Raw genomic sequence first — 25,667 nt, forward strand, 5'->3', positions numbered from 1 at the left:
CGAGGCACCGATCGCCCCCGCTCAGTACGCGGGGAGCGTCCGCGGGCCGAGGTCGTCGCGGGCGGGCGGCGGCGCGAGCCGTACGGAGGCGCCGAGGACGCTCAGGCCGCGCGGGGCGACCACGACCGGCTCCAGGGTGACCGCGACGACCTCGGGGTGGTCGTCGACCAGCCGGGACACCCGCAGCAGGAGCTCCTCCAGCGCGGGTGTGTCGACCGGGGTGGAACCGCGCCAGCCGAACAGGAGCGGAGCCGTGCGGATGGCGCGGACCAGGCTCGTGGCCTCCCGGTCGGTGACCGGAATCAGCCGGTGCGCGGTGTCGTCGAGCAACTGCGAGGCGGCTCCGGCCAGCCCGAAGGAGAGCACGGCGCCGGCGGCGGGGTCGATGACGGCCCGGATCACGGTGTCCACCCCGCGCGGTGCCATCCCCTGCACCACGGGCCGCAGTTCGTCGGGCGGCCCGAAGAGCTCGGTCAGCTCGGCGTACGCCCGCCGCAACTGCTCCTCGTCGGCGAGGTCGAGGCGGACGCCGCCGAGGTCGGCGCGGTGGCGCAGGTGCGGGGCGGTGGCCTTGAGGGCGACCGGGTACCCCAGGGCGGCCGCGGCCTCGACGGCGGCGTCGGGGCTCGCGGCGGGCAGGGCGCGGTGGACCTGGATGCCGTACCTGGCGAGCAGCTCGCAGGTCTCCTCGGTGCCGAGGGTGAGTCCCTGGCCGCGGGTGAGCAGGCCGTCGATCAGGGCGGCTGCACCCTTCTCGTCGATGTTCTCGTACTCGGGCACCTTGCCGGGCTCGGCGGCCTCCCGGCGCCACTGGGCGTACTGCACGACGTCGGCGAGGGCCCGCACCGCGCGCTCGGCGGCGGGGTAGGCGGGGATGAGGCGGTCGCTGTTCCCGGGGGCGGGCGGTTCCGCCGGGGCCTGGGTGGCGCGCAGCCGGTCCAGGGCGCGGAACGGGTGGTCGGCGCGGATCTTCGGCGGTCCGGCGGCGGCCTGGGGCGCGGTGCTGGTCGCGGCCGACAGGGCTTCCGCGAGGCCGCCGAGCTCGACGTGGACCACGAGGACCGGCTTGCCGGGGACCTGCTCCGCGGCGGACCTGAGCGCCTCGGCGAGGGCGGCGTCGCCGGCGGACCCCTCGCCGACCGCGGGGATGGCCGTCACGATCACCGCGTCGTACGCGTCGTCGGCCAACGCGCGCGCGAGGGCCGCGTGGAAGTCCTCCGGCGCGGCGGCGGTGGTCAGGTCCAGCGGGGGTGAGGGCGTCAGGCCTTCGGCCACGCAGGCGTCGTAGGTGAGCAGGCCGAGCGACTCGGAGTTGCCGAGGATCGCCACCCTGGGTCCGCTGGGCAGCGGCTGGCGGGCCAGCAGGAGGCCGGTGTCGACGAGTTCGGTGATGGTGTCCACGCGGATCACCCCGGCCTGGCGGAGCAGCGCGGAGACGGTCGCGTGCGGCAGGCGCGTGGCGCGGACGGCGTGGCCCTGCGGGGCGGTGCCCGAGCCCTGCACGACGACCAGGGGCTTCGCCGCCGCCGTGCGCCGGGCGAGGCGGGTGAACTTGCGGGGGTTGCCGATGGACTCCAGGTACATGAGGACGACGTCGGTGTCGGGGTCGTCGTACCAATACTGGAGGACGTCGTTGCCGGAGACGTCCGCGCGGTTGCCTGCGGAGACGAAGGTGGAGACGCCGGTCACGCCGGTGACACCGCCGCCGCGCCGGTGCAGCCGGGAGAGCAGGGCGATGCCGATGGCGCCGGACTGGGCGAACAGGCCGATCCGGCCGGGGCGGGGGGTCTCGGGGGCCAGTGACGCGTTGAGCCGGACGTCCGGCGAGGTGTTGATGACGCCGAAGGCGTTCGGGCCGATGATCCGCATGCCGTACGCGCGTGCGTGCCGTACGAGTTCTCGCTGGCGCTCGCGTCCTTCGGGGCCGCTCTCGGCGTACCCGGCCGAGAGCACGACGAGTCCCTGCACGCCGTGGGCCCCGCACTCGGCGACGACCTCGGGGACCTGCTCGGCGGGGACGGCGACGACCGCGAGGTCGACGGGGCCGTCGACGTCCCGCACCGAGCGGTGCGCGGGGATGCCGTCGACCTCCTTCGTCTCCTCGGGGAAGGCCTTGTTCACGGCGTACAGGCGGCCGGTGAAGCCGTAGTCCCGGATGTTGCCGAGCACGCTGCGGCCCACGCCGCCGGGGGCGCGTCCGACGCCGACGACCGCGACGGAGCCGGGGGTGAGCAGGCGCTGCACGGACCGCGACTCGGCACGCTGCTCGCGCGCATACTGCACGGCGAGCGAGCGGTCGGTGGGCTCCAGGTCGAACTCCAGGCGGACGACGCCGTCCTCGAAGCTGCGCTTCTGGGTGTACCCGGCGTCGGTGAACACCTTGATCATCTTGACGTTGGCCGGCAGCACCTCGGCGGCGAAGCGCCGGATGCCGCGCTCGCGGGCGACGGCGCCGATGTGTTCGAGGAGGGCGGAGGCCACCCCGCGCCCCTGGTGGGCGTCCTGCACGAGGAAGGCGACCTCGGCCTCGTCGGCGGGGGCGGACGCGGGCATGCCGTCGGCGCCGATGCGGTCGTAGCGTACGGTGGCGATGAACTCGCCGCCGATGGTGGCGGCGAGTCCCACCCGGTCCACAAAGTCGTGGTGCGTGAAGCGGTGGACGTCCTTGGCGGACAGGCGTGGGTAGGGCGCGAAGAAGCGGTAGTACTTCGACTCGTCCGAGACCTGCTCGTAGAAGCTGACCAGGCGATCGGCGTCGTCGACGGTGATGGGCCTGATGCGCGCGGTGCCGCCGTCGCGCAGCACCACGTCGGCCTCCCAGTGGGCGGGGTACTCGTGCCGGTCCGACGCGCTCTGCATGGGCCCCAGAGTACGGCTCGCGTACGACAACGGCGCGAGGCAGTCTGTGGAGAACGCGCGAGAGCGCACAAGGACGGAAGTCGGGCCGAGGCCGCGGTCCGACGTCTCACCCCGGGAGGCTGCACGCCCTCCCGGGAGACGCTTCACGTGTGGGAAACTGGTCTAGACAACCCTGAACACCGAAGGGCAGCATCACATGGCTGAGCGCCGCGTCAACGTCGGCTGGGCCGAGGGCCTCCACGCCCGCCCCGCTTCCATCTTCGTCCGGGCCGCCACGGCCGCAGGCATCCCGGTGACGATCGCCAAGGCCGACGGCAACCCCGTCAACGCGGCCTCCATGCTGGCCGTTCTCGGCCTGGGCGCCCAGGGCGGCGAGGAGGTCGTCCTCGCCTCCGACGCCGAGGGCGCGGACGCGGCTCTCGACCGGCTCGCGAAGCTGGTCGCCGAGGGACTCGAGGAACTTCCCGAGACCGTCTGAGCACGGGTGTCCTGAAAAGCAGGCAAGGGCTCGTCCGAATTATCGGGCGGGCCCTTCGCTTTATCCTTTTACGGGCAGCGGAAAGAGCCCCCGCGAATTACTCCCTCTTTGTATACGGTGCCCGTGTTAATGCCGCACACCCGTCACGTTTACGGGATGTTGCGAACTCCTCACACGGTCCGCGCGGTCCTGTCCTGAGGTGAACCGCAGCCGGTGCGCCGCGCCCGAGCGCTCGGTGTGCAGCGCCGTGATCGCACGCGCCCGTTCGCCGTCCCCGCGGGCCACCGCGTCCACGATCGCGCCGTGCTCCGCCCAGGACTCCACGGGGTCGGCCGGCGCGTCCACGACGTACATCCAGGCGATCTTGTGCCGCAACTGGGTCAGCAGCGAGGTCAGCGCCGGGCTGCCGGTGGCCTGCGCGAGCGTCTCGTGGAACCAGCCCCCCAAGGAGCGCAGATCGTCGCTGTTGCCCCGCCTGGCCCGCTCCTGGCCCAGCCTGACCAGGCCGCGCAGCACCTTCAGATGGGCCTCGGTGCGCCGCTGGGCGGCCCGGGAGGCGCCCAGCGGTTCGAGGAGCATGCGCATCTCCAGGAGGTCGGCGCCCTCCTGCTCGGTCGGTTCGGCGACGCACGCGCCCGCGTGCCGCCGGGTCACCACGAAGCCCTCGGCCTCCAGCGTGCGCAGGGCCTCACGGACGGGGACCCGGGAGACGCCGTAGCGGCGGGCGAGCAGTTCCTCGGTGAGCCGGCTCCCGCGCGCGTGGACACCGGCGACGATGTCGTCCCGGATCGCCGTGCATACCGAGTGCGCCGGAATACGCATGTCCGACCTCCGTCTTAATCCCCGTGAAACGTCGCCGATTGACGTGTGTTCAGTGACTCTATTGCAATGAGCGGGAATTTCCGACGGCGGACCGGAATCCAGGGATATTTTTTGGACAACGGGGTGCCGGAAACGACGAAACCCCGGCTCGGGGAGCCGGGGTTCTCGCGGAGGCCGCGGGGCGATCGTCAGACGTCGACGCCGTGCGAGCGCAGGTAGGCGACGGGGTCGATGTCCGAGCCGTACTCGGGGCTGGTGCGTGCCTCGAAGTGCAGGTGCGGGCCGGTGACGTTGCCGGTCGCGCCGGAGAGGCCGATCTGCTGACCGGGAGTGACGGACTGGCCGACCGAGACGCCGATGGACGACAGGTGGCCGTACTGGGTGTACGTGCCGTCGGCCATCCTGATCACGACGTTGTTGCCGTACGCCCCGCCCCAGCCGGCCTCGACGACCGTGCCGCGGCCGACCGCGTGCACGGAGGTGCCGCTGGCGGCGTGGAAGTCGATACCGGTGTGGCTGCCGGAGGACCAGATGGAGCCGCCGCTCTTGTAGCCGGTGGAGACGTAGGAGCCGGAGATCGGGGCGACGAAGGCGTTGAGGCGCTTGCGCTCGGCCTCGCGGGCGGCGCGCTCCTTGGCCTCGCGGATCTCCTTGGCACGCGCCTCGGCCTTGCGCTTGGCCTCCGCCTCCGCCTTCTTCTGCGCGGCGGCCTGCGCCTGGGCCTCGGCCTGGGCGTCGAGCTGGTCCGCGAGGGAGTCGCCGACGGAGACGACGGGCATGAGGCCGGTCTGCTCGACGGAGTTCTCGGCGGCGAGCGCCGGGGCGGCGATGGTGCCGATGACGCCGGTGGTGGCGAGGGCGGCGACGCCCGCGGCGCGGGCGGTGGTGCGCTTCATGCGGCTGGGACGGCGGTGCTTCCCGGTGGCGCAGGTGAACGCCATGTGGTGGCTGGTCCTTTCCTTCCTTCTCGCCTACCGGGTTAGCTGACGGGTTCGGAGCAGGAAGGTCTCCTACGGACCCCCTCGCGGTCGCGTGGGCGTCCGATTCACCCCAGGGACGTGGTGTGGGTCCCCGGCTCCCCTGGCTCGCGCCGTACGGGGACTCGGCGATGACTGTCCGGTGCCGCGGGCGCGGCGCAGTGCCTGACGGACAGCCCGCAAGACGCTAAGCGGGGCGGCTTTCAGGACCCAAACGGATCAGGGTGTTTGTAGCGCATCCCACAGGGCAGACAGGCAACCTCCCACCCAATTCGGACATCAAGGGGCCCTGGTGACGCCGCCGTCACCAGGGCCCCTCCACGCCCGTGCCGGTGCTCGGCTACTCGGCGCTGACGACCTTGACCTCGCCGATACCGAGGGCCTCGACGGGCTCCTTGATGGCCGCCGCGTCGCCGACCAGGACCGTCACCAGCCGGTCCACCGGGAAGGCGTTCACGACGGCCGCGGTGGCCTCCACGGTGCCGGTCGCGGCGAGCTGCTGGTACAGGGTCGCCTGGTAGTCGTCGGGCAGGTGCTGCTCGACCTGGTCGGCCAGCGTGCTCGCCACGGCCGCGGCCGTCTCGTACTTGAGCGGTGCCACACCCACGAGGTTCTGCACGGCGACGTCGCGCTCGGCGTCGGTGAGGCCGCCCTCGGCGAGCGTGCGCAGCACCTTCCACAGGTCGTCCAGGGCGGGACCGGTGTTCGGGGTGTCGACGGAGCCGCTGATGGCGAGCATCGCGGCGCCCGAGCCGTCCGGCGCGGACCGGAGGACCTGGCCGAACGCCCGTACGCCGTAGGTGTAGCCCTTCTCCTCGCGCAGGACGCGGTCAAGGCGGGAGGTGAGGGTGCCGCCGAGGCAGTACGTGCCGAGCACCTGCGCGGGCCACACGCGTGCGTGCCGGTCGGCGCCGATACGGCCGATCAGGAGCTGGGTCTGGACGGCTCCGGGGCGGTCCACGATCACGACGCGGCCGGTGTCGTCGGCGGTCACCGGCGGCACGGGCCGCGGCTGGGCCGGGGAACCGGTCCAGGCACCGAGCGTGTCGGCGAGCAGCGCGTCCAGGTCGATGCCGGTGAGGTCGCCGACGACCACGGCGGTCGCGGTGGCGGGCCGCACGTGCTTCTCGTAGAAGGCGCGTACGGCCGCGGAGTCGATGTTCCCGACGGTCTCCTCGGTGCCCTGGCGCGGGCGCGACATGCGCGAGTCCGCCGGGAACAGCTCCTTGGAGAGCTCCTTGGCGGCACGGCGGGACGGGTTGGCCAGCTCATGCGGGATCTCGTCGAGGCGGTTGCGGACGAGCCGCTCGACCTCGCTGTCCGCGAACGCGGGCGCCCTGAGCGCGTCGGCCAGCAGACCGAGCGCCTTGGCGAGGCGGGAGGCCGGCACTTCGAGGCTGAGGCGGACGCCCGGGTGGTCGGCGTGCGCGTCGAGGGTGGCTCCGCAGCGCTCCAGCTCGGCGGCGAACTCCTCGGCCGAGTGCTTGTCGGTGCCCTCGGAGAAGGCGCGGGCCATGATCGTGGCGACGCCGTCCAGGCCGGCGGGTTCGGCGTCCAGGGGTGCGTCCAGGAGCACTTCCACGGCGACGACCTGCTGGCCGGGGCGGTGGCAGCGCAGCAGGGTCAGGCCGTTGTCGAGCGTCCCGCGCTCGGGGGCGGGGAAGGCCCAGACCTTGGGCTCGCCCGCCTGCGGCTGCGGGTGGAACTCCATCGCGGCGAGCTCGCTCACTTGGCCGCCTCCTCGTTGTCGTCGCTGGCTTCCACGGTTGCCGCGGCCTCGGGGTCCTCGGCGGCTTCCTCGGCGCTGTCGGCGATCTCGGCCGGGGTGAGCGGCTCGTAGACCAGCACCGCGCGGTTGTCGGGGCGCAGCCTGGCCTTGGCGACCGCCTGCACGTCCTCGGCGCTCACCTCCAGGACGCGCTGCACGGCGGTCAGGGCGAGCTGCGGGTCGCCGAACAGGACGGCGTAGCGGCACAGTTCGTCGGCGCGGCCCGCGACGGTGCCCAGCCGGTCCAGCCACTCGCGCTCCAACTGGGCCTGGGCGCGCTCCATTTCCTCGGCCGTGGGCCCCTCCGCGGCGAACCGCGCGAGCTCCTCGTCGATGGCGGCCTCGATGACCGGCACCTCGACGTCGCCGGAGGTCTTCACGTCGAGCCAGCCCAGGGAGGGCGCACCGGCCAGGCGCAGCAGGCCGAAGCCGGCCGCCACGGCCGTACGGTCGCGCCGGACGAGCCGGTTGTAGAGGCGGGAGGACTCGCCGCCGCCGAGGACGGTGAGGGCGAGGTCGGCCGCGTCCGCCTCGCGCGTGCCGTCGTGCGGAAGCCGGTAGGCGGCCATCAACGCGCGCGCGGGGACCTCCTCCTCGACGACCTCGCGCAACTGCTCGCCGATGATCTCGGGCAGCGAGCCGTCGCGGGGGGCGGGCTTGCCGTCGTGCGAGGGGATGGAGCCGAAGTACTTCTCCACCCACGCGAGCGTCTGCTCGGGGTCGATGTCGCCGACGACCGACAGGACGGCGTTGTTGGGCGCGTAGTAGGTGCGGAAGAACGCGCGCGCGTCCTCCAGCGTGGCCGCGTCCAGGTCGGCCATCGAACCGATCGGGGTGTGGTGGTAGGGGTGGCCCTCCGGGTAGGCGAGCGCGGTCAGCTTCTCGAACGCGGTGCCGTAGGGGACGTTGTCGTAGCGCTGCCTGCGCTCGTTCTTGACGACGTCGCGCTGGTTCTCCATCGACTCGTCGTCGAGGGCGGCCAGCAGCGAGCCCATGCGGTCGGCCTCCAGCCACAGGGCGAGCTCGAGCTGGTGGGTCGGCATGGTCTCGAAGTAGTTGGTGCGCTCGAAGCTGGTGGTGCCGTTCAGCGAGCCGCCCGCGCCCTGGACGAGTTCGAAGTGACCGTTGCCGTGCACCTGCTTCGAGCCCTGGAACATCAAGTGCTCGAAAAGGTGAGCCAGGCCGGTACGCCCCTTGACCTCGTGGCGCGAGCCGACGTCGTACCAGAGGCACACCGCCGCGACCGGGGTCAGGTGGTCCTCGGAGAGCACCACGCGCAGCCCGTTGGCCAGGCGGTGCTCGGTCGCTGTCAGGCCCCCGGTGCCTGCCTGGTCTGTGGCCGTGTGACCCATGGGCATGTACGTCCCTTCGATCGCGGTCGCGGTCGTGGAAACCGCGGGTTGTGGAGCTGTTTTCCTGCCGGTCCTGCCACTGTATGCAAGCGTGCGGACCCTCGGTGAAGTTCCCGGGGCGCGTACGCCCACAGCGGATCGCGTAGCCTGCGGGCAACCGTGAGGGAGGCGCTGCGCGGCCCCCGGGCCCGGGCGGCACCGCCGGGCCCTGCCCGGACTGTCAGTGCCGCGGTCCACAATGGTCCGCGTCAGATCCCGTTCACGCTTCAGCAAGAGTGAGCCAAAGGGCCGACGTGAGCGACCCGTAGGCGAGCGACCAGAAAAGAGGAGCCGGCAGCGATGGCCCGCCGCAGCACGAAGACCCCGCCGCCCGACGACTCGTACGAGGAGCGGATCCTCGACATCGACGTCGTGGACGAGATGAAGGGCTCGTACCTCGAGTACGCGTACTCGGTCATCTACTCCCGCGCGCTCCCCGACGCCCGCGACGGCCTCAAGCCGGTGCACCGGCGCATCGTCTACCAGATGAACGAGATGGGCCTGCGCCCCGACCGCGGCTATGTGAAGTGCGCCCGCGTGGTCGGCGAGGTCATGGGCAAGCTGCACCCGCACGGCGACGCGTCGATCTACGACGCCCTCGTGCGCATGGCCCAGCCCTTCTCGATGAGCGTGCCGCTGATCGACGGCCACGGGAACTTCGGCTCGCTGGGCAACGACGACCCGCCGGCCGCCATGCGGTACACCGAGTGCCGCGCGGCCGAGGCCGCGAGCCTGATGACGGAGTCCATCGACGAGGACACGGTCGACTTCGCCCCGAACTACGACGGCCAGGAGCAGGAGCCGGGCGCGCTGCCCGCCGCCTTCCCCAACCTCCTGGTGAACGGCGCCTCGGGCATCGCGGTCGGCATGGCCACCAACATGCCGCCGCACAACCTCACCGAGGTCATCGCGGCCGCCCGCCACCTGATCCGCTACCCGAACGCGGATCTGGACGCCCTGATGAAGCACATCCCGGGCCCCGACCTGCCCACCGGCGGCCGGATCGTCGGTCTCACGGGCATCCGTGACGCCTACGAGACGGGCCGCGGCACCTTCAAGATCCGTGCCACGGTCTCGGTGGAGACGGTGACCGCCCGCCGCAAGGGCCTGGTCGTCACCGAGCTGCCCTTCACGGTCGGCCCGGAGAAGGTGATCGCCAAGATCAAGGACCTGGTCGGCGCGAAGAAGCTCCAGGGCATCGCCGACGTCAAGGACCTCACCGACCGCGCCCACGGCCTGCGCCTGGTCATCGAGATCAAGAACGGCTTCGTGCCGGAGGCCGTCCTGGAGCAGCTCTACAAGCTGACGCCGATGGAGGAGTCCTTCGGCGTCAACAACGTGGCGCTGGTCGACGGGCAGCCCCTCACGCTCGGCCTCAAGGAGCTCCTGGAGGTCTACCTCGACCACCGCTTCGAAGTGGTGCGCCGGCGCAGCGAGTTCCGGCGCACCAAGCGGCGCGACCGGCTGCACCTGGTCGAGGGCCTGCTCACCGCCCTGGTCGACATCGACGAGGTCATCCGCATCATCCGCTCCAGCGACAACTCCGCGCAGGCGAAGGAGCGCCTGATCGAGCGCTTCTCGCTGAGCGAGATCCAGACGCAGTACATCCTGGACACGCCCCTGCGGCGCCTGACCCGGTTCGACCGCATCGAGCTGGAGTCCGAGAAGGACCGCCTCAACGCGGAGATCGCGGAGCTGACCCGGATCCTGGAGTCGGACGCCGAGCTGCGCAAGCTGGTCTCCGCCGAACTGGCCGCGGTCGCCAAGAAGTACGGCACCGAGCGGCGCACGGTGCTGCTGGAGGCCGGAGCGACGGCCCCGGTGGCCGCCGTGCCGCTCCAGGTGGCCGACGACCCGTGCCGGGTGCTGCTGTCCTCGACGGGGCTCCTGGCCCGTACGGCGAACGGCGAGCCGTTCCCGGAGGAGGCCGGCGGCAAGCGCGCCAAGCACGACGTGATCGTCTCGGCGGTGCCCGCCACCGCGCGCGGCGAGGTCGGCGCGGTGACGTCGGCGGGCCGCCTGCTGCGGATCAACGTCATCGACCTGCCGCAGCTCCCGGAGTCGGCCGCGAACCTCTCGGGCGGTGCCCCGCTGGCGGAGTTCGTCTCCCTGGAGGACGGCGAGACGCTGGTCTGCCTCACCACGCTGGACGAGTCCTCGCCCGGCCTTGCGCTCGGCACCGAGCAGGGCGTCGTCAAGCGCGTGGTCCCCGACTACCCGTCCAACAAGGACGAGTTGGAGGTCATCACGCTCAAGGAGGGCGACCGGATCGTCGGCGCGGTGGAACTGCGCACCGGCGAGGAGGACCTGGTCTTCATCACCGACGACGCCCAGCTCCTGCGCTACCAGGCGTCCCAGGTCCGTCCGCAGGGCCGTCCGGCGGGCGGTATGACGGGCATCAAGCTCGCCGAGGGCGCGAAGGTCATCTCCTTCACCGCGGTGGACCCGGCGGCGGACGCGGTCGTCTTCACGGTCGCGGGCTCGCGCGGCACGCTCGACGACTCGGTGCAGACGACCGCCAAGCTGACCCCGTTCGACCAGTACCCGCGCAAGGGCCGCGCCACGGGTGGTGTGCGCTGCCAGCGGTTCCTGAAGGGCGAGGACTGCCTGTCCCTGGCCTGGGCGGGCGCCGTCCCGGCCCGTGCCGCGCAGAAGAACGGCACCCCGGCCGACCTCCCGGAGATCGACCCGCGCCGCGACGGCTCGGGCGTGTCCCTGGCGAAGACGGTCTCGGTGGTGGCGGGCCCGGTCTAGGCCGGTTCCCCTGCTTCCCCGGGTTCCTCCTCGGTGCCCTGGACGAAGCGCAGGACGCCCCACATGCCGGCCTCGTCGGCGGTGTGCGGGGCGTCCTGCGCGCACTCCCCCAGTTTTTTGTGCAGCGCGTGGGAGTCGATACCGCGGCCGATGAGGACGAGCTGGGTCTGCCGGTCTTCCCCGGCGCCCCACGGCTCGGGGTAGAACCGCAGGAAGCTGCCCACGGCATGGACGGCGTAACGGTTGCGGACGTCGTACGGCCCGAAGTCGACGTACCCCTTGATCCGGTAGAGCCCCTCCGGCCTGCTGTCGAGGAAGGCCATGAGGCGGCGGGGGTCCATGGGCACGTCGGAACGGAACGACACGCTGTCGTAGCCGGTGTGCAGGTGGTCCTCGTGGCCGTGCTCGTCGGTGTGCTCGTGCAGATCGTCGAAGGAGAGCTGTCCGACGCGCTCCTCGTCGGGTCGGCAGTCGAAGAGGAACTCGGGGTCGATGCGGCCGTAGGTGGCCGGGACGACGGCGGCGCGGTCGACGAGTGACCGGACGACCGCCAGAACGCGCTCGGCGTCCTGCGGAGCCGCCCGGTCGAGCTTGTTGACGACGACGAGGTCGGCGAGGGCGAGATGCCGGTCGAGTTCGGGGTGCCGGGCGCGGGTGTCGTCGAACTCGGCGGCGTCGACGACCTCGACTAGACCGCCGTAGACGATGTGGGGCTCCTCGCTGGCGAGCACCATGCGGACCAGTTCCTGCGGCTCGGCGAGCCCGCTGGCCTCGATGACGATGACGTCGATGCCGGCCTCCGGGCGGGCGAGCTTGGCGAGACAGCCGTCGAGCTCACTGACGTCGACGGCGCAGCACAGGCAGCCGTTCCCGAGGGAGACGGTGGAGTCGCCGAGCGCGCCCGCGACGGCCATGGCGTCGATCTCGATGGCGCCGAAGTCGTTGACGACGGCACCCAGACGGCTGCCGCCGCTGCGGTGCAGGAGATGATTGAGGAGCGTGGTCTTGCCGGAACCCAGGAACCCGGCGAGCACGACGACCGGGATCTGCCGGGGGCTCCCGCTCGGCTGACTCAACGTACGACCTCTTTCGCGCTGCTGCGTGCACCGGATCGCGGTCCCGGCGCACATACGTGGGGGGAATGCCGGACCAGGATACGAGCCGGAACAATCCCCTCGAAGTGAACGATTGTTAGCAGCGCTTGCGGGGCAGACGTTGGGGAAGGCGCCGGTTCGTGCGACCCTCACTTCCCTCCGTGCGCCTCCTCTCCGCCTCCCCCGCCGATCAGAGCCGCTCGGCACCCTGGGAGACGGCAAGCGCCGCCCACCGCTCGCCGGTCCCCATCAGTCGACCCGCACCCCGACGACCGGCGGACGGCCGTTTGGATCGGGGATGACATGGCCACACAGAAATCTGGGAAGCCGGGGCTGGATTCCGTGCTCGCGGCGGGGGTCGCCTTCACCGCGGGAGTCCTCACCACGCTGACCGCACGCCGCCGACGGCGCAAGGGGTCGCGACGCCACCCCGAGGAAGCCCTCGGGACCGGCGAGTTCCGCGCCGCCCTGGTGGACTACCAGAGGCTTCAGCTCGGCCTCCTGGAGCGCGCCATCGACGATCCCGAGCTGGCCCAGGTGCTGAGCACCTTCGAGGTGGAGTCGCCGACCCACCTCCGGCAGCATCTGTTCGCGAACGCCCTCTACTCCAACGCGCTGTTCGGCTTCCGCGTCGGTGTCGCGACGCTCGAGGAACTGCACGGCCACTTGCGGGTGCTCTGCCGGAGTGCTCTCTTCCGCAGGTACTGGGAGTCCACCCGCCCGCACCGCGCGAGCCTCAAGGACGACTCGGAGGAGGGTCGCATCGGCCGGATGGTGGACAACCTCATTCGCGATCTGGACGAGGCCGACACGGACGAGTGGTGGGTGGTGGGTGAACCTCCCGTCGAATGAGCCCAGTTGGGGCAAGGAGAATCACCCGGGCGGCAGATCCGTTTGGCGTAGACCGTCTCAACAGGTGGACGCCGGGTGTGACAACAGGGGGGTGCGGTGGGACTAACCTGTCCCCCGCCCAACACCCACATCGTGAGAACGGGGACCCCCTTGAGAATCGTGCGTCGCATTGGTGCCTCTCCCAGGGAACGCGGGAGCATGAGCGGCGACACCTGTCCCGACATCTTCGAGCTGAGTGACGGCAACTTCGCCGTGATCGGGACCGAGGCCACTGCGGCGCTCGACGGTCAGCTCCCGCCCGACGCGGCACGCGCCGACTACGAGCGGATCGTGGTGGTGAGCCGGGAGACCCTGCTGCGCGCCAAGGCCGACATCCCGGACGCGTGAGTCCCGCCAAGGGCACTTGAGTCACCCTCGCTCGTGCCCCGTGGCACTTCGCCCCGCCGCCTCCATCGACCAGCGACACCGGGGCCCGACCGAGCAGATCGACGATCCGGCCACTGCTCCCCTCCCCCAGTGAGCCCGGCGCCAGAACGGCACCGGGCCCCACGCTCGTCTACGCCATCACCGGCACCGCCACCGGCGCCTCCGCCCCCACATACCGCGCCACCGGTCGGATGATCTTCGGGTCCGCCGCCTGTTCGAGGATGTTGGCGCTCCACCCCACCACCCGCGCCGCCGCGAACGTGGGCGTGAACATCTCCCGCGGCAGCCCGCACAGCTCCATGACCACGCCCGCGTAGAACTCGACGTTGGTGTGGAGTTCCCGCCCCGGCTTCAGCTCGGCCAGGATCGCCTCCACCCGGCGTTCCACCTCGACGGCGAAGTCCACCCGGGGCCCGCCGAACCGCTGGGCGACCTCCCGGAGCATCCGGGAACGCGGGTCCTCCGTGCGGTAGATCGCGTGACCGAAGCCCATGATCCGTTCACCGGCGAGCACCCGCTCACGGATCCAGGGGTCTATCCGGTCGGGCGTGCCGATCGCGTCCAGGGTGTCCAGGGCCCGACTCGGCGCTCCCCCGTGCAGTGGCCCGGACAAGGCCCCTACGGCCCCCACGAGGCACGCCACCACATCCGCGCCCGTCGACGCGATGACCCGTGCCGTGAAGGTCGATGCATTGAAGCCGTGATCAATGGTTGAGATCAAGTACTGCTCGACCGCCCGGGCCCGCGGGGGTTCCGGCTCCGAACCCGTCAACATGTAGAGGTAGTTCGACGCGTACGAGAGATCCTCTCGCGGCTCCACCGGCTGGAGCCCCTTGCCCAGCCGGTGGAGCGCGGTGAGCAGCGTCGGCACCGCGGCGGCCGCCACGAGCGTGTCCCGGCGCCGCTCCTCCGGGTCGATGTCGTACACCGGCCGGAACCCCTTCGCCGCCCCGAGGAGCGACAACGCGGTGCGCATGCCGGCCAGCGGCCCCGACCTCCCGCTCGCCGCCGCGACGGCCGGCAGTGCGGCGCGGACCTCCTCGGGGAGCCGCCGCAGCCGCGCGGTCTCGGCTCGGAACGCCTCGGCCTGTCCGGCGTCCGGCAGTTCACCGTGGACCAGGAGATGCCAGACGTCCTCGAAACCACGGGTCTGCGCGAGCTCAACGGCCGAGTACTGGCGGTAGTGATAGAACCCCTCGCGCCCCCGCACGTCCCCGACCTCGGTGTCGGTGACGACGACGCCGGCGAGTCCTCGCGGTACCTCGACGAGTGTGGTTGCGGATCTGTTGACCGACATGATTCCTCCCTGGACTTGATTCGACTGTCCATGGTTGACTCATTTCCTGTCAATATTGATCCGATCAATGTGCACTCAATACCGCCGATCAACCCCTCCGGCTGCGGATACGGTGACCTCTTATGCGCGATCAAGACCCGCTCCCGGCCCCCGCCGACCACCGGCTCAGCACCAAGGAGGCCGCCGAACTGCTCGGGGTGAAACCCGAGACCGTCTACGCCTACGTGAGCCGCGGCCAGCTCAGCAGCCGTCGTGTCCCGGGCGGCCGGGGCAGCACCTTCGACGCCAAGGAGGTGGAGGCCCTCGCCCGGCGCAACCGCCGCGAGGGCGGCGGGAGTCCGGGCTCCGGCGGCGATCTCTCCGTACGGACCCGGATCACCTTCATCGACCGGGACCGCTACTACTTCCGGGGCGTCGACGCGACCGAACTGGCCGCGCGCCACTCCTACGAAGAGATCGCCGAGTGGCTGTGGACCGGACGCATGCTGCCCGGGGTCACCTTCACCGCACCGGAAACCACGGTCGCCACGGCACGTCGCGCGGTGGACGCGCTGCCCGAACACACCGGCCCCACCGACCGGTTGCGGGTCGCCGCGATCGCCGCCGCGGCGGCCGACCCGCTGCGTTTCGACCTGTCCGAGGAGGCCGTGCTCGGCTCCGCGCGGACCCTCATCCCCACCCTTGTCGCCGCCCTGCCACCCGTGCTGCACGACCACCGCCGCGACGACGGCCGGCTGGCCCCCCGGCTGTGGTCGCGACTCAGCGGACGCAAGCCCGACGAGGCCTCCCTGCGGGTCCTGGACACCGCACTCGGACTTCTCGTCGACCACGACCTCGCCGCCTCGACGCTCGCGGTACGCGTCGCCGCGTCGGCTCGCGCGCACGCGTACGCGGCCGTGTCCGCCGGACTCGGCGTCCTGGAGGGCCCCTTGCACGGCGCGGCCAGCGGACTCGCCCACAAACTGCTGCTCGACGTGCTCGAGCTCGGCGACGCGGCCCCTGTGATCGCGGAGGAACTGCGCGCCGGCCGCCGCATCCCGGGCCTCGGTCACCGGCTCTACCCGGGCGAGGACCCACGCGCGCGTGCCCTGTTCGCTCTCCTGGAGGAGATCCCCCGGGCCGAGCCCGCCCTCCTCGCGGCCCGCGACATCGTGGCCACCGCCGCCCGCCACGCCCCCCTGCACGCCAACGTGGACCTGGCCCTCGCCGTGTTCACCGCCTCCTCCGGAATGCCCGCCACGGCCGGCGAGACGGTCTTCGCCGTCGCCCGGACGGCGGGCTGGATCGCCCACGCGCTGGAGGAGTACGGCGAACGTCCGCTGCGCATGCGCCCGAGCGGCACTTATGTGGGCCCGAAGCCACCGCAACCACTGCCGGAGCACTGAAACGGCCCGGCCGGAAGTCGCCGCGCGCCAAGTCAGGTTAGGCTCACCTCTGTGGGTACCTGCTCAACGGTCTCGCACGACCTCGACGAGCCCGTTTCCGGAACCGCGGCCACCGCGCGGACCTGGCTGCTGCTCGAGCAGCCCGGCCCCTGGGGTGCCAAGGCGCTCACTTCGAGCCACCTGGACCCCGCACTGGGCCGCGCCCTGGAGGCCGCGGCGAAGGACACGGGCGTGCGTGTCGCGCTCATCCGCCGCCCCGGACGGCACGCCGACAGCGGGACTCCCACCACCCGGCAGGTGTACGCCGCCCACACCGCCCCCGGAAACGTGTGGCTGCGCAGTGCGACGACGCGTGATCCGCGCGACCTGCTCGACCTGGATCTCGCCGCGCTCGGCAGGGGGGACCACGGCAGCTTCGACGCGGCGCTCGGCGGACGTCCGCACACCGGCGATCCGCTCGCGCTCGTGTGCACCAACGGCAAGCGGGACCGCTGTTGCGCGCTCCTCGGCCGTCCGCTCGCCGCGGAACTGGCCGCCTCGGGCGTCGAGGGCGCTTGGGAGGTCACCCATCTGGGTGGTCACCGGTTCTCCCCGACGCTGCTGGTCCTGCCGTACGGCTACGCCTACGGCCGCGCCGAGGCCCACGCCGTCAAGCAGGTCCTCCACAGCGTCCAGGAGGGCCGGATCGTGGTCGAGGGCTGTCGCGGCAACTCCGCCTGGGAGCGCCCCGGCCAGGCGGCCGAGCTGGCCGTCCGCACGACGGTGGGCGAATACGCGGCCGAGGCCCTGACGGTCGTCCGCACGGACGGCGCTGCCCCGCACTGGGAGGTGACTGTCGCCCACGTCGACGGCCGTCACTGGCGCGTCCTCGTGGCCCAGACCGCCTCTCTGCCGCCCCGTCCGGAAAGCTGTGGGGCGTCGGTGCTCGGCTCGCCCGCGCGGATGGACGTGGTGGCGGTGCGCGAGCTGAGCACCTCGACGGCGCTGGCGTGCTGACCGGGCGCTCGCGCGGGTGCGTCCACAGCCCTGTCTCCTGCCCGTACGGCTCATCAACGGGTTGATCAAGAGATCCATGCCACACCCCCTACGGTGGATCCGGGGCCTCCCCGTAACGTCATGGGTATGAGCCGCACTCCCCCCGCCCGCCGCCTGCGCCTCGGACTGCCCCGCCGGGTGTTCTCGCAGGTGCTTCTGATGCAGTTGGCGATCGCCGCGGGAGTGGCCGTGCTCGCGACCGGTCTGTTCCTCGCGCCGCTGAGCGACCAGCTCGACGACCAGGCGATGCGCCGCGCGCTGGCCATCGCCCAGACCACCGCCGCCGAGTCGCGGATCGCCGAGCAGGTCAAGGACACACCCCCGCTGCCCGACGGCCCCGTCCAGCGGGAGGCCGAGAGGATCCGCAGGGCGACCGGGGCCGAGTACGTCGTGGTGATGGACTGGCGAGGTGTCCGCTGGTCGCACCCCACCCGCAGCGAGGTGGGCAGGATCGTCTCCACGGACCCCGGCCAGGCCCTGGCCGGCAAGGAGATCATGCAGATCGACAGCGGCACCCTGGGCCGTACCGCCCGCGGCAAGGTGCCCCTGTACGACGGTGAGCACAAGATCGTCGGAGCGGTCTCCGTCGGCATCGCCTACGACAGCGTGCGCGCCCGGCTGATCCACGCGATCCCTGGGCTGTTCGCCTACGCGGGCGGCGCCCTCGCCGTCGGCGCGCTGGCCGCCTGGCTGATCTCCAGGAGAGTCCAGCGGCAGACCCGTGACCTGGCCTTCTCCGACATCTCGGCGCTGCTGGCCGAGCGCGAGGCCATGCTGCACGGCATCCGGGAGGGCGTCGTCGCGCTGGACCGGGCCGGACGCATCCGCCTGCTCAACGACGAGGCCGGACGCCTGCTGGGCATCGGCGACGAGGCCGTCGGGCGCTCCCCCGACGAGGCGCTCGGGGCCGGACGTACGGCCGACGTCCTGGCGGGACGTGTGACGGGCACCGATCTGGTCACCATACGGGGCCAGCGGGTGCTCGTCGCCAACCGCATGCCCACCGACGACGGCGGAGCCGTCGCCACCCTGCGCGACCGCACCGAGCTGGAGCAGCTCGGCCGGGAGCTCGACTCGACCCACGGCCTCATCGACGCCCTGCGCGCCCAGGACCACGAGCACGCCAACCGGATGCACACGCTCCTGGGGCTGCTGGAGCTGGAGATGTACGACGACGCCGTGGAGTTCGTCGGGGAGGTCGTCGGTGACCACCGGGCCACCGCGGAGCAGGTCACCGAGAAGATCGAGGACCCGCTGCTCGCCGCGTTGCTCGTGGGCAAGGCGACCGTCGCCGCCGAGCGCGGGGTCGCCCTGTGGGTGTCCGACGGAACCCGGCTGCCGGACCGGCTGGTCGATCCGAGCGGCCTGGTCACGATCGTCGGCAACCTCGTGGACAACGCCCTGGACGCCGTCGCCGGCGCACCGCACGCGCGCGTGGAGGTCGAACTGCGCACAGAGGGCCGTACCGCCGTCCTCAGGGTGCGGGACACCGGGCCCGGCATCCCGGCGGAACAGCGTGAGCTCGTCTTCACCGAGGGCTGGTCGACCAAGGAACCGCCCGCGCACCGGGGGCGCGGTCTCGGGCTCTCCCTCGTGCGCAGGCTCGCCGAACGCCAGGGTGGCAGCGCGACCGTCGGGGAGGCCGGCGGCGGAGGCGCGGAGTTCACCGTCGTACTGCCCGACGCGCTGGCCGAGCCGCAGCCCGCACTCACCGCCCCGCCCACCGGGCGGGCCGCCACCGAGGAGGAGTCGTGATGATCGAGGTCCTGGTCGTGGACGACGACACCCGCGTGGCGCGCGTCAACGCCGCCTACGTCGAGAAGGTGCCCGGCTTCCACGTGGCGGGCGAGGCGCACAGCGCCGCGGAAGCGCTGCGCCAGATGGAGAGCCTCCCTCACGTCGATCTGGTCCTCATGGACCACTACCTGCCCGACGAGACGGGCCTGGAGGTCGTTCAGGAGATGCGCCGACGGGGCCACCAGACCGACGTGATCATGGTGACGGCGGCGCGGGACGTGACGACCGTGCAGGCGGCGATGCGCCACGGGGCGTTGCAGTACCTGGTGAAACCGTTCGCCTTCGCCGGTCTCAGGGCCAGGCTGGAGGCGTACGCCGACCTGCGGCGCACCCTGGACGGCGGCGGGGAGGCGGAACAGGCGGAGGTCGACCGCATCTTCGGTGCGCTCTCCTCGCCCGCGGAGCCGGATCTGCCCAAGGGGCACTCCCCGACCACGGTGGAGCTCGTCCGCAGGTCTCTGATGAACGCCGAAGGGCCGCTGTCGGCGCAGGAGATCGCCGAGCGCACCGGGGTCAGCCGACAGACCGCCCAGCGCTATCTGAAGCTCCTGGAGCGCACGGGGCGGGCCAGGCTCACCCTCAAGTACGGCGACGCGGGCCGCCCGGAACACCGTTACGTGTGGGCGACCCGCGCGTGAGGAGCATCAGCCCGCGTTCTGCGCGGCCTTCTCGACGAACTCGGTGGTGTACGTCTTGTCGAGGTCGACGTCGGCGTTCTGGATGTTGGGGTTGAACGCCTTGAGGACCTTCTCGACGGTCTCGGGACCGTTCTGGGGCATCACGCCGTCCTTGGTGAACATCGGCAACGTGTTCTTGATGGCCACCGCGTACAGCAGCTTGTTGCCCTGCGAGTAGTCGGCGGGCATCTTGTCGGCGATCTGGGTGGCGCTGTGGGTGGACATCCACTTGAGCGTCTTGACGAATGCATTGGCCAACTTCTGGACGGTGTCCTTGTGACCGTTGACCCAGTCCGTCTGCATGTACAGGCTTGACGAGGGATACGGTCCGCCGAGCGCCTCGTCCGAGCCCTGGGGCGTCCGCATGTCCAGAAGGATCTTCCCGGCCTTCTTGTCCAGGATCGTCGCGACGGTCGGGTCGGTCGTCATGCCGCCGTCGATGGAGCCCTGCTGGAGCGCCGAGATGAAGGTCGGTCCCGCGCCGACGGCGACGGGGGTGAAGTCGCTGACCTTCACGCCGTTCTTGACGGCGAGGTATTTGGTGAGGAAGTCGGTCGAGGAGCCGAGGCCCGTGACGCCGAGCTTCCTGCCCTTGAAGTCCTTGGGTGAGGTGATGTCGCCCGCCGCCTTGTTCGAGACGATCTCCACCTCGCCGGGCGCGTGCGAGAACTGCACGACCGACTCCACGTCCTTGCCCTTCACCTGCAGGTCGAGGGTGTGGTCGTAGAAGCCGACGGCTCCCTGGACCTGGCCGGAGACGAGCGCGGTCTCGGCCTGGACGCCCGCGGGCTCGCTCAGCAGCTCCACGTCCAGTCCCTCGGCGTCGAAGTAGCCGAGCCGCTGGGTCAGCATCGCGGGCAGGTAGATGACCTTGTCGAGGCCACCGACCATGATCTTGACCTTGGTTCCCTTGCCGTCGCCCTTGCTGCCGGAGTCGGCCGATGCCGAGCTGGCGGCGTCGTTGGCACAGGCGGTGAGCGAGGAGAGGGCGAGCAGGCCGGCGGCGGCCAGGGAGGTGTACCGGGCGGTCTTGCGCATGGGTTTCACGTCCTTGTGAGGGGCGGTGCGGGGGGGCGGGAGCCGGGGATGCGGGAGCCGGGATGCGGGCGAGCTGCGGGGCTCCCCGGACCGCGGCGGCGGGAGAGCCGGGGGCGGGAGCTGGGAGGACGCCGGGGAGGGGCCCTCGTGGACGGCTCAGCCGTCGGAACTCGTCGGCTTCCAGCGGAAGATGCGGCGCTCGGCGAAGGTGAGCAGCCCTTCGGCGAGGAGTGCGACGACGGCGAGGATGACCATCGCGGCGTACACACCGGCCGCGTTGAAGGTGCCCTGCGACTGGGCGACGAGCAGGCCGATGCCCTTGGTGGCCCCGATGTACTCGCCGACGATCGCGCCGATGAGGGCGAAGCCGAAGCTGACGTGCAGGCTGGTGAAGATCCACGAGGTCGCGGACGGGATGACGACCTGGAGCGTCACCCTCCGGTCGCTCGCGCCGAGGATGCGGGCGTTGGCGACCAGGTTGCGGTCGACCTCGCGAGCCCCCTGGAAGGCGTTGAAGAAGACCGGGAAGAAGACCAGGACGACGGCCGAGGCCACCTTGGAGGCCGGTCCGAGTCCGAACCAGATCACGAAGATGGGCGCGAGGACGATCCTCGGTATCGAGTTGAGCACCTTGATGTATGGACCAAGGACGTCTGCCAGCAAGGTGATCCGCCCCAGCGCAATACCGAACACCACACCGGCCACCACGCCGACGACCCAGCCCAGCAGCGCCTCGTACAGCGTGTACCAGATCTGTTCGCCCAACGAGCCGAGCGCGGTCCCGTGCGTCACCCAGGTCCAGATCTGGTCCCAGATCTTCGAGGGCATGGAGAAGTTGAAGGGATCGATGACCTCGGCCCGGGCGAGTACTTCCCACAGGCCCAGGACGGCCACCAGGAGCAGCACACGGGACGCGCCGACGACGATCCGGCGCCTGCGGGCGGCACGCGCGCGTGAGTGCGCGCGGTCGGTCTTGTTGCCGGGGTCCGCCATGGTCGGCGCGACCTGGGCCTCGGGCATGACGTCAGGCGACACGGGCGGCACCCCTCTCGCGCGTGATGCGGACCTCTTCGCCGAGGGACTGCCAGATCTCGCGGTAGATCTCGATGAACCGCGGTTCCAGACGCACCGACTCGACCTTGCGCGGCCTCGGCAGGTCGATCTCGAAGACCTGCTTGACCGTGGCGGGGCCGGCCGTCATCACGACGACCTTGTCGGCCAGCGCGATGGACTCCTCCAGATCGTGGGTGACGAAGACGACGGAGGCTCCCGTGCCCTCCCACAGTTCGAGGAGCTCGTCGGACATCAGGGCCCGGGTCTGCACGTCGAGCGCGGAGAACGGCTCGTCCATGAGCAGGATCTCGGGGTCGTTGACGAAGGTCGCGGCGAGCGCGACCCGCTTGCGCTGGCCTCCGGAGAGCTGATGGGGGTAGCGGTCCTCGAAGGCCGCGAGCCCGACCCGGGCCAGCCATTCCCGCGCCTTCTGCCTTGCCTCGGCCTTCGGCACCCCGCGGAAGCGGGGGCCTGCCATGACGTTGGACAGGACCGTGCGCCAGGGGAAGGTGGCGTCCTGCTGGAAGACGAAACCGACCTTGTCACCGACTCCGCGGACCGGCTCACCGACGACCAGGACCTCCCCCTCGGAGGGTTCTTCCAGCCCGCTGACCAGTGTCAACGTCGTCGACTTGCCACAGCCCGTGGGCCCTACGACCGCCACGAACTCCCCACGCCCCACCGTGAGATCGAGTCCCTTGACGGCCGTGTGCAGCCCCCCCGACGGGGTCCGGAATGTCTTGCTCGCGCCCCGTAGCTCGATGGCGGGGCTGGTGTCTGCGCTCATGGCCGGGGACGGTAGATGTGGCCTGTGCCACGGCATCAGTCTTCTGGGCACATGCCGTTCTTTTGCCTGCAACAGCCTGTTGTGCTCGTTTTGCTCGCGCTACAACAGCGGAGCCGAGACACGGGCGTGACGCCCGCCAGGCCTTGAGGGAAAGAGGCCCGATGATTGACGTCCTGGTCGTGGACGACGACTTCCGCGTCGCCGAGATCAACGCGAAGTACGTGGGAAAGGTTCCCGGCTTCCGGGTGGCCGCCCGCGCCCACAACGCCGCCCAGGCACTGGCCAGTGTGCAGCGCGGGACCATCGACCTGGTTCTGCTGGACCATTACCTGCCCGACCAGACGGGTCTCGAACTCGTCCACCGCATGCGGGAACAGGGCCACGGCACCGACGTCATCATGATCACAGCAGCCGGGGACGTGACGACCGTCCAGACCGCGATGCGCCTGGGTGCCCTCCACTACCTGGTCAAGCCCTTCACCTTCGCGGCCCTGCGCACCCGCCTGGACTCCTATGCCGCTCTGCGCCGCACCGTCGACCGGGTGGGCGGCCACGGCATCGCCGGCCAGGAACAGGTCGACCGGATCTTCAGCGCCCTGCGCACCACCCCCGCCCCGGCCTCCCCCGGCCTGCCCAGTGGTCACTCAGAACCGACGACGGACCTGATCTGCCGCGTCCTGCACCACGCCGGCCACCCGCTGTCTGCCCACGAGGTCGCCGTCGAGACGGGCCTGAGCCGCTCCACCGCCCAGCGCTACCTCCGCCACCTCGAACAGGCCGGCCGCCTCCGCCTCTCCCTCAGATACGGCGACACGGGACGCCCCGAACACCGGTACGCGTGGGTGACGCCGTAGCCGTACACCGCGGGATGTCCTCACGGCACCACGGCTCCGTACGCCGGAGGTTCGCTCCTACGGCGCTTACGTACGACGAGAGCGATTGCCCTACGACGACGAGGGCGCTGTCCGGCCGCGGCGCCGCCCTACACGGCCCCCGCCCCGGTGAGTGACCGCACCTCCGTCTCCGCGTGCTTGGCCTCGTCCGCGATCTCCGCCGAGGTGACCGTGCCGAGCCAGCCCGCGACGAAGCCCAGCGGGATGGAGACGAGACCGGGGTTCTGCAGCGGGAAGTACTGGAAGTCGACGCCCGGGAAGAGGGACTCGGGGCTGCCGGACACCACGGGTGACAGCAGCACCAGGGCCATCGCCGGGATCAGTCCGCCGTAGACGGACCAGACGGCACCCCGGGTGGTGAAGCCGCGCCAGAACAGCGAGTAGAGCAGCACGGGCAGGTTGGCGGACGCGGCGACGGCGAAGGCGAGGCCCACCAGGAAGGCGACGTTGAGGTCGCGGGCCAGCAGGCCGAGGGCGATCGCGATCACGCCGATCCCCACGGCGGCGGTCCTGGCCACGGCCACCTCACTGCGCGGCTTGGCCCTTCGGCGCCGTAGCGAGGCGTACAGGTCGTGCGCGACGGAGGCGGAGGAGGCGAGGGTGATCCCGGCGACCACGGCGAGGATCGTCGCGAAGGCGACGGCGGCGACGATCGCGAACAGAACCGTTCCTCCCGTGGAGTCGGCGCCGCCGCCCAGATCGAGGGCCAGGAGGGGGACCGCGGTGTTCCCCGCGGCGTTCGATCCCCTGACCGTCTCGGGCCCCACGATCGCCGCGGCACCGAAGCCCAGGACGATCGTCATCAGGTAGAAGCCGCCGATGAGCCCGATCGACCACACCACCGAACGCCGTGCGGCACGTGCCGTGGGCACGGTGTAGAAACGGGACAGGATGTGCGGCAGCCCTGCCGTGCCCAGCACGAGTGCGAGCCCCAGGCTGATGAAGTCGAGGCGGGCGGTCCAGTCACCGCCGTACTTCAGCCCGGGTGCCAGGAACGACCGGCCGTGGCCGCTGCGCTCCGCCGCCGTGAGCAGCAACTGGTCGATGTCGCCGTGGAAGCGCACCAGCACGAGCACCGTCAACGCGACCGTCCCACCGAGCAGCAGGACCGCCTTGACGATCTGGATCCAGGTCGTCGCCCGCATCCCGCCCAGGGACACGTAGATCACCATGAGGGCTCCGACGGCGATGACCGTCCAGGACTGGGCCGCCTCGCTGGTGCCGCCGAGCAGCAGCGCGACCAGGCTGCCCGCGCCCACCATCTGGGCCACCAGGTAGAGAACGGACACGGTGACCGAGGAGGTTCCCGCCGCGATCCGCACCGGCCGCTCGCTCATCCGCGCGGCGACCACGTCGGCGAGCGTGAACCGCCCGCAGTTGCGCACCAGTTCGGCGACGAGGAACAGCACCACCAGCCAGGCCACGAGGAAGCCCACCGAGTAGAGCATCCCGTCGTACCCGAAGAGCGCGATGAGTCCGGAGATGCCCAGGAAGGACGCGGCCGACATGTAGTCGCCCGCGATGGCAAAACCATTCTCCATCGGCGAGAACAAACGCCCGCCCGCGTAGAACTCCTCCGCCGAACCGTGCCGGTGGCGGCTCACCCACGTCGTGATCCCCAGCGTGACCGCGACGAACGCGCTGAACAGCAGCAGCGCCAGAGTCTGGTGGTCCCCCGTCACGACGACGCACCGCCCCGGGCCGTGCGCGTCAGTTCCTGGGTGTCCCACCGCAGTTCGAGGGCGGCCCGGTCCCGGCGCAGCCTCGCGTGCCGGGCGTAGGCCCAGGTCAGCAGGAAGGTGGTGAGGAACTGCCCGAGTCCCGCGAGCATCGCCACGTTCACCGCGCCGGCCACCGGGCGTGCCATCAGTCCCGGTGCGCTCGTCGCCGTCACGACGTACGCCACGTACCAGGCGAAGAAACCGATGCCCGCCGGCACCACGAACCTCCGGTACCTGCTGCGCACCTCCTGGAAGGCCGCGCTGCGCTGCACCTCGAGGTAGACGTCGGCCGCCGCGGCCGCCCGCTCCTCGCGCGCCTCACGTGCCGTCGGGACCGGGACCACGGAGGTGCCGTCCCCGGCCGTCTCGCCCCAGCCGGAGGCGAGTTCGTCGTACCAGGGGTCGTCGTACCGGACCCCGGCGGACGCTTCGGCGCGGGTCACGTCGTGACCGTCGTGGTTCTCGGCCGGGCTCTCGGCATCACCCCCGCTTCCGCGGGGACGAGCGTTGCTTGACTGCATGCCCAAGGATGGACAGAACGGGAAGATCCCCGACTCTTCTTC

At 71.3% G+C, this 25,667-nt stretch carries 21 protein-coding genes and 1 riboswitch; of the genes, 9 read left to right on the forward strand and 12 right to left on the reverse strand.

Features of this window, described 5'->3' with window-relative positions; all coding sequences use genetic code 11:
* Nucleotides 1-21: 21 nt before the first annotated feature.
* Nucleotides 22-2,859 (reverse strand): GNAT family N-acetyltransferase, encoded by a 2,838-nt coding sequence (locus ACIQJT_RS31265; protein WP_402649175.1) that lies wholly within the window; start codon nucleotides 2,857-2,859, stop codon nucleotides 22-24.
* Between the two features lie 196 nt (nucleotides 2,860-3,055).
* Between ACIQJT_RS31265 and ACIQJT_RS31270 the strand changes: the two genes are divergently transcribed.
* Nucleotides 3,056-3,337: an HPr family phosphocarrier protein gene (locus ACIQJT_RS31270; RefSeq protein ID WP_020139189.1), complete on the forward strand. Its 282-nt coding sequence runs from the start codon at nucleotides 3,056-3,058 to the stop codon at nucleotides 3,335-3,337.
* A 126-nt stretch (nucleotides 3,338-3,463) separates the two neighbouring features.
* Here the strand turns inward: ACIQJT_RS31270 and ACIQJT_RS31275 are convergent, their stop codons facing one another.
* The 4 genes from ACIQJT_RS31275 to ACIQJT_RS31290 all read right to left on the reverse strand — a co-directional run bounded on the left by ACIQJT_RS31275 (nucleotide 3,464) and on the right by ACIQJT_RS31290 (nucleotide 8,262).
* Nucleotides 3,464-4,159: a GntR family transcriptional regulator gene (locus ACIQJT_RS31275; protein ID WP_365456525.1), complete on the reverse strand. Its 696-nt coding sequence runs from the start codon at nucleotides 4,157-4,159 to the stop codon at nucleotides 3,464-3,466.
* Between the two features lie 188 nt (nucleotides 4,160-4,347).
* Nucleotides 4,348-5,100 (reverse strand): M23 family metallopeptidase, encoded by a 753-nt coding sequence (locus ACIQJT_RS31280; protein WP_402649180.1) that lies wholly within the window; start codon nucleotides 5,098-5,100, stop codon nucleotides 4,348-4,350.
* A gap of 13 nt (nucleotides 5,101-5,113) precedes the next feature.
* A riboswitch (cyclic di-AMP (ydaO/yuaA leader) is annotated at nucleotides 5,114-5,277 on the reverse strand.
* 199 nt (nucleotides 5,278-5,476) lie between these two features.
* Nucleotides 5,477-6,865 (reverse strand): pitrilysin family protein, encoded by a 1,389-nt coding sequence (locus ACIQJT_RS31285; RefSeq protein ID WP_365456519.1) that lies wholly within the window; start codon nucleotides 6,863-6,865, stop codon nucleotides 5,477-5,479.
* The gene (locus ACIQJT_RS31290; protein ID WP_402649183.1) at nucleotides 6,862-8,262 is read right to left on the reverse strand and encodes a M16 family metallopeptidase; all 1,401 of its coding nucleotides are present in this window, start codon (nucleotides 8,260-8,262) and stop codon (nucleotides 6,862-6,864) included. Before ACIQJT_RS31290 ends, ACIQJT_RS31285 begins: the two co-directional genes overlap by 4 nt.
* 333 nt (nucleotides 8,263-8,595) lie before the next feature.
* Between ACIQJT_RS31290 and ACIQJT_RS31295 the strand changes: the two genes are divergently transcribed.
* Entirely contained in the window at nucleotides 8,596-11,049 is a 2,454-nt protein-coding gene (locus ACIQJT_RS31295) for a DNA topoisomerase (ATP-hydrolyzing) subunit A (protein WP_402649186.1), read from the forward strand.
* Here ACIQJT_RS31295 and ACIQJT_RS31300 read toward each other — a convergent pair.
* The gene (locus tag ACIQJT_RS31300; protein WP_402649189.1) at nucleotides 11,046-12,125 is read right to left on the reverse strand and encodes a CobW family GTP-binding protein; all 1,080 of its coding nucleotides are present in this window, start codon (nucleotides 12,123-12,125) and stop codon (nucleotides 11,046-11,048) included. The genes ACIQJT_RS31295 and ACIQJT_RS31300 overlap by 4 nt on opposite strands.
* A gap of 321 nt (nucleotides 12,126-12,446) precedes the next feature.
* Between ACIQJT_RS31300 and ACIQJT_RS31305 the strand changes: the two genes are divergently transcribed.
* Together ACIQJT_RS31305 and ACIQJT_RS31310 are read left to right on the forward strand one after the other, a co-directional pair.
* Entirely contained in the window at nucleotides 12,447-12,995 is a 549-nt protein-coding gene (locus ACIQJT_RS31305) for a DUF6082 family protein (RefSeq protein ID WP_402649192.1), read from the forward strand.
* 150 nt (nucleotides 12,996-13,145) lie between these two features.
* Entirely contained in the window at nucleotides 13,146-13,382 is a 237-nt protein-coding gene (locus tag ACIQJT_RS31310) for a hypothetical protein (RefSeq protein ID WP_402649195.1), read from the forward strand.
* 169 nt (nucleotides 13,383-13,551) lie between these two features.
* Here ACIQJT_RS31310 and ACIQJT_RS31315 read toward each other — a convergent pair whose 3' ends face one another.
* Nucleotides 13,552-14,718 (reverse strand): citrate synthase/methylcitrate synthase, encoded by a 1,167-nt coding sequence (locus tag ACIQJT_RS31315; RefSeq protein WP_402649198.1) that lies wholly within the window; start codon nucleotides 14,716-14,718, stop codon nucleotides 13,552-13,554.
* A gap of 122 nt (nucleotides 14,719-14,840) precedes the next feature.
* Here ACIQJT_RS31315 and ACIQJT_RS31320 point away from each other — a divergent pair, with 122 nt between their 5' ends.
* The 4 genes from ACIQJT_RS31320 to ACIQJT_RS31335 all read left to right on the forward strand — a co-directional run bounded on the left by ACIQJT_RS31320 (nucleotide 14,841) and on the right by ACIQJT_RS31335 (nucleotide 19,573).
* On the forward strand, nucleotides 14,841-16,103 hold the full coding sequence (locus tag ACIQJT_RS31320; RefSeq protein ID WP_402649201.1) for a citrate synthase: 1,263 nt from the start codon (nucleotides 14,841-14,843) through the stop codon (nucleotides 16,101-16,103).
* A gap of 51 nt (nucleotides 16,104-16,154) precedes the next feature.
* Nucleotides 16,155-17,099: a sucrase ferredoxin gene (locus tag ACIQJT_RS31325; RefSeq protein ID WP_402649203.1), complete on the forward strand. Its 945-nt coding sequence runs from the start codon at nucleotides 16,155-16,157 to the stop codon at nucleotides 17,097-17,099.
* Nucleotides 17,100-17,225: 126 nt separating this feature from the next.
* Nucleotides 17,226-18,893: an ATP-binding protein gene (locus tag ACIQJT_RS31330; RefSeq protein ID WP_402649205.1), complete on the forward strand. Its 1,668-nt coding sequence runs from the start codon at nucleotides 17,226-17,228 to the stop codon at nucleotides 18,891-18,893.
* Nucleotides 18,893-19,573, forward strand: coding sequence for a response regulator (locus ACIQJT_RS31335; RefSeq protein ID WP_365457199.1), 681 nt, complete (start codon nucleotides 18,893-18,895; stop codon nucleotides 19,571-19,573). The genes ACIQJT_RS31330 and ACIQJT_RS31335 overlap by 1 nt, the downstream gene beginning before the upstream one ends.
* Nucleotides 19,574-19,579: 6 nt before the next feature.
* Here the strand turns inward: ACIQJT_RS31335 and ACIQJT_RS31340 are convergent, their stop codons facing one another.
* The 3 genes from ACIQJT_RS31340 to ACIQJT_RS31350 form a co-directional block, all read right to left on the reverse strand.
* Entirely contained in the window at nucleotides 19,580-20,650 is a 1,071-nt protein-coding gene (locus ACIQJT_RS31340; protein ID WP_402649208.1) for an ABC transporter substrate-binding protein, read from the reverse strand.
* Nucleotides 20,651-20,806: 156 nt separating this feature from the next.
* Complete coding sequence (locus ACIQJT_RS31345) at nucleotides 20,807-21,670, reverse strand: ABC transporter permease (protein ID WP_402649301.1); 864 nt, start codon at nucleotides 21,668-21,670, stop codon at nucleotides 20,807-20,809.
* Between the two features lie 4 nt (nucleotides 21,671-21,674).
* A complete protein-coding gene (locus tag ACIQJT_RS31350) occupies nucleotides 21,675-22,490 on the reverse strand; it encodes an ABC transporter ATP-binding protein (protein ID WP_402649211.1) in 816 nt (271 codons plus the stop codon).
* 161 nt (nucleotides 22,491-22,651) lie between these two features.
* Here ACIQJT_RS31350 and ACIQJT_RS31355 point away from each other — a divergent pair, with 161 nt between their 5' ends.
* The gene (locus ACIQJT_RS31355; RefSeq protein ID WP_365456474.1) at nucleotides 22,652-23,344 is read left to right on the forward strand and encodes a response regulator; all 693 of its coding nucleotides are present in this window, start codon (nucleotides 22,652-22,654) and stop codon (nucleotides 23,342-23,344) included.
* Nucleotides 23,345-23,472: 128 nt separating this feature from the next.
* Here ACIQJT_RS31355 and ACIQJT_RS31360 read toward each other — a convergent pair whose 3' ends face one another.
* Together ACIQJT_RS31360 and ACIQJT_RS31365 are read right to left on the reverse strand one after the other, a co-directional pair.
* Nucleotides 23,473-25,065: a cation acetate symporter gene (locus ACIQJT_RS31360; RefSeq protein ID WP_053848806.1), complete on the reverse strand. Its 1,593-nt coding sequence runs from the start codon at nucleotides 25,063-25,065 to the stop codon at nucleotides 23,473-23,475.
* Complete coding sequence (locus ACIQJT_RS31365; RefSeq protein ID WP_402649215.1) at nucleotides 25,062-25,625, reverse strand: DUF485 domain-containing protein; 564 nt, start codon at nucleotides 25,623-25,625, stop codon at nucleotides 25,062-25,064. Before ACIQJT_RS31365 ends, ACIQJT_RS31360 begins: the two co-directional genes overlap by 4 nt.
* Nucleotides 25,626-25,667: the final 42 nt, after the last annotated feature.

Origin of the sequence: Streptomyces sp. NPDC091972, assembly GCF_044756385.1 — a bacterium.
Lineage (GTDB): Bacteria > Actinomycetota > Actinomycetes > Streptomycetales > Streptomycetaceae > Streptomyces.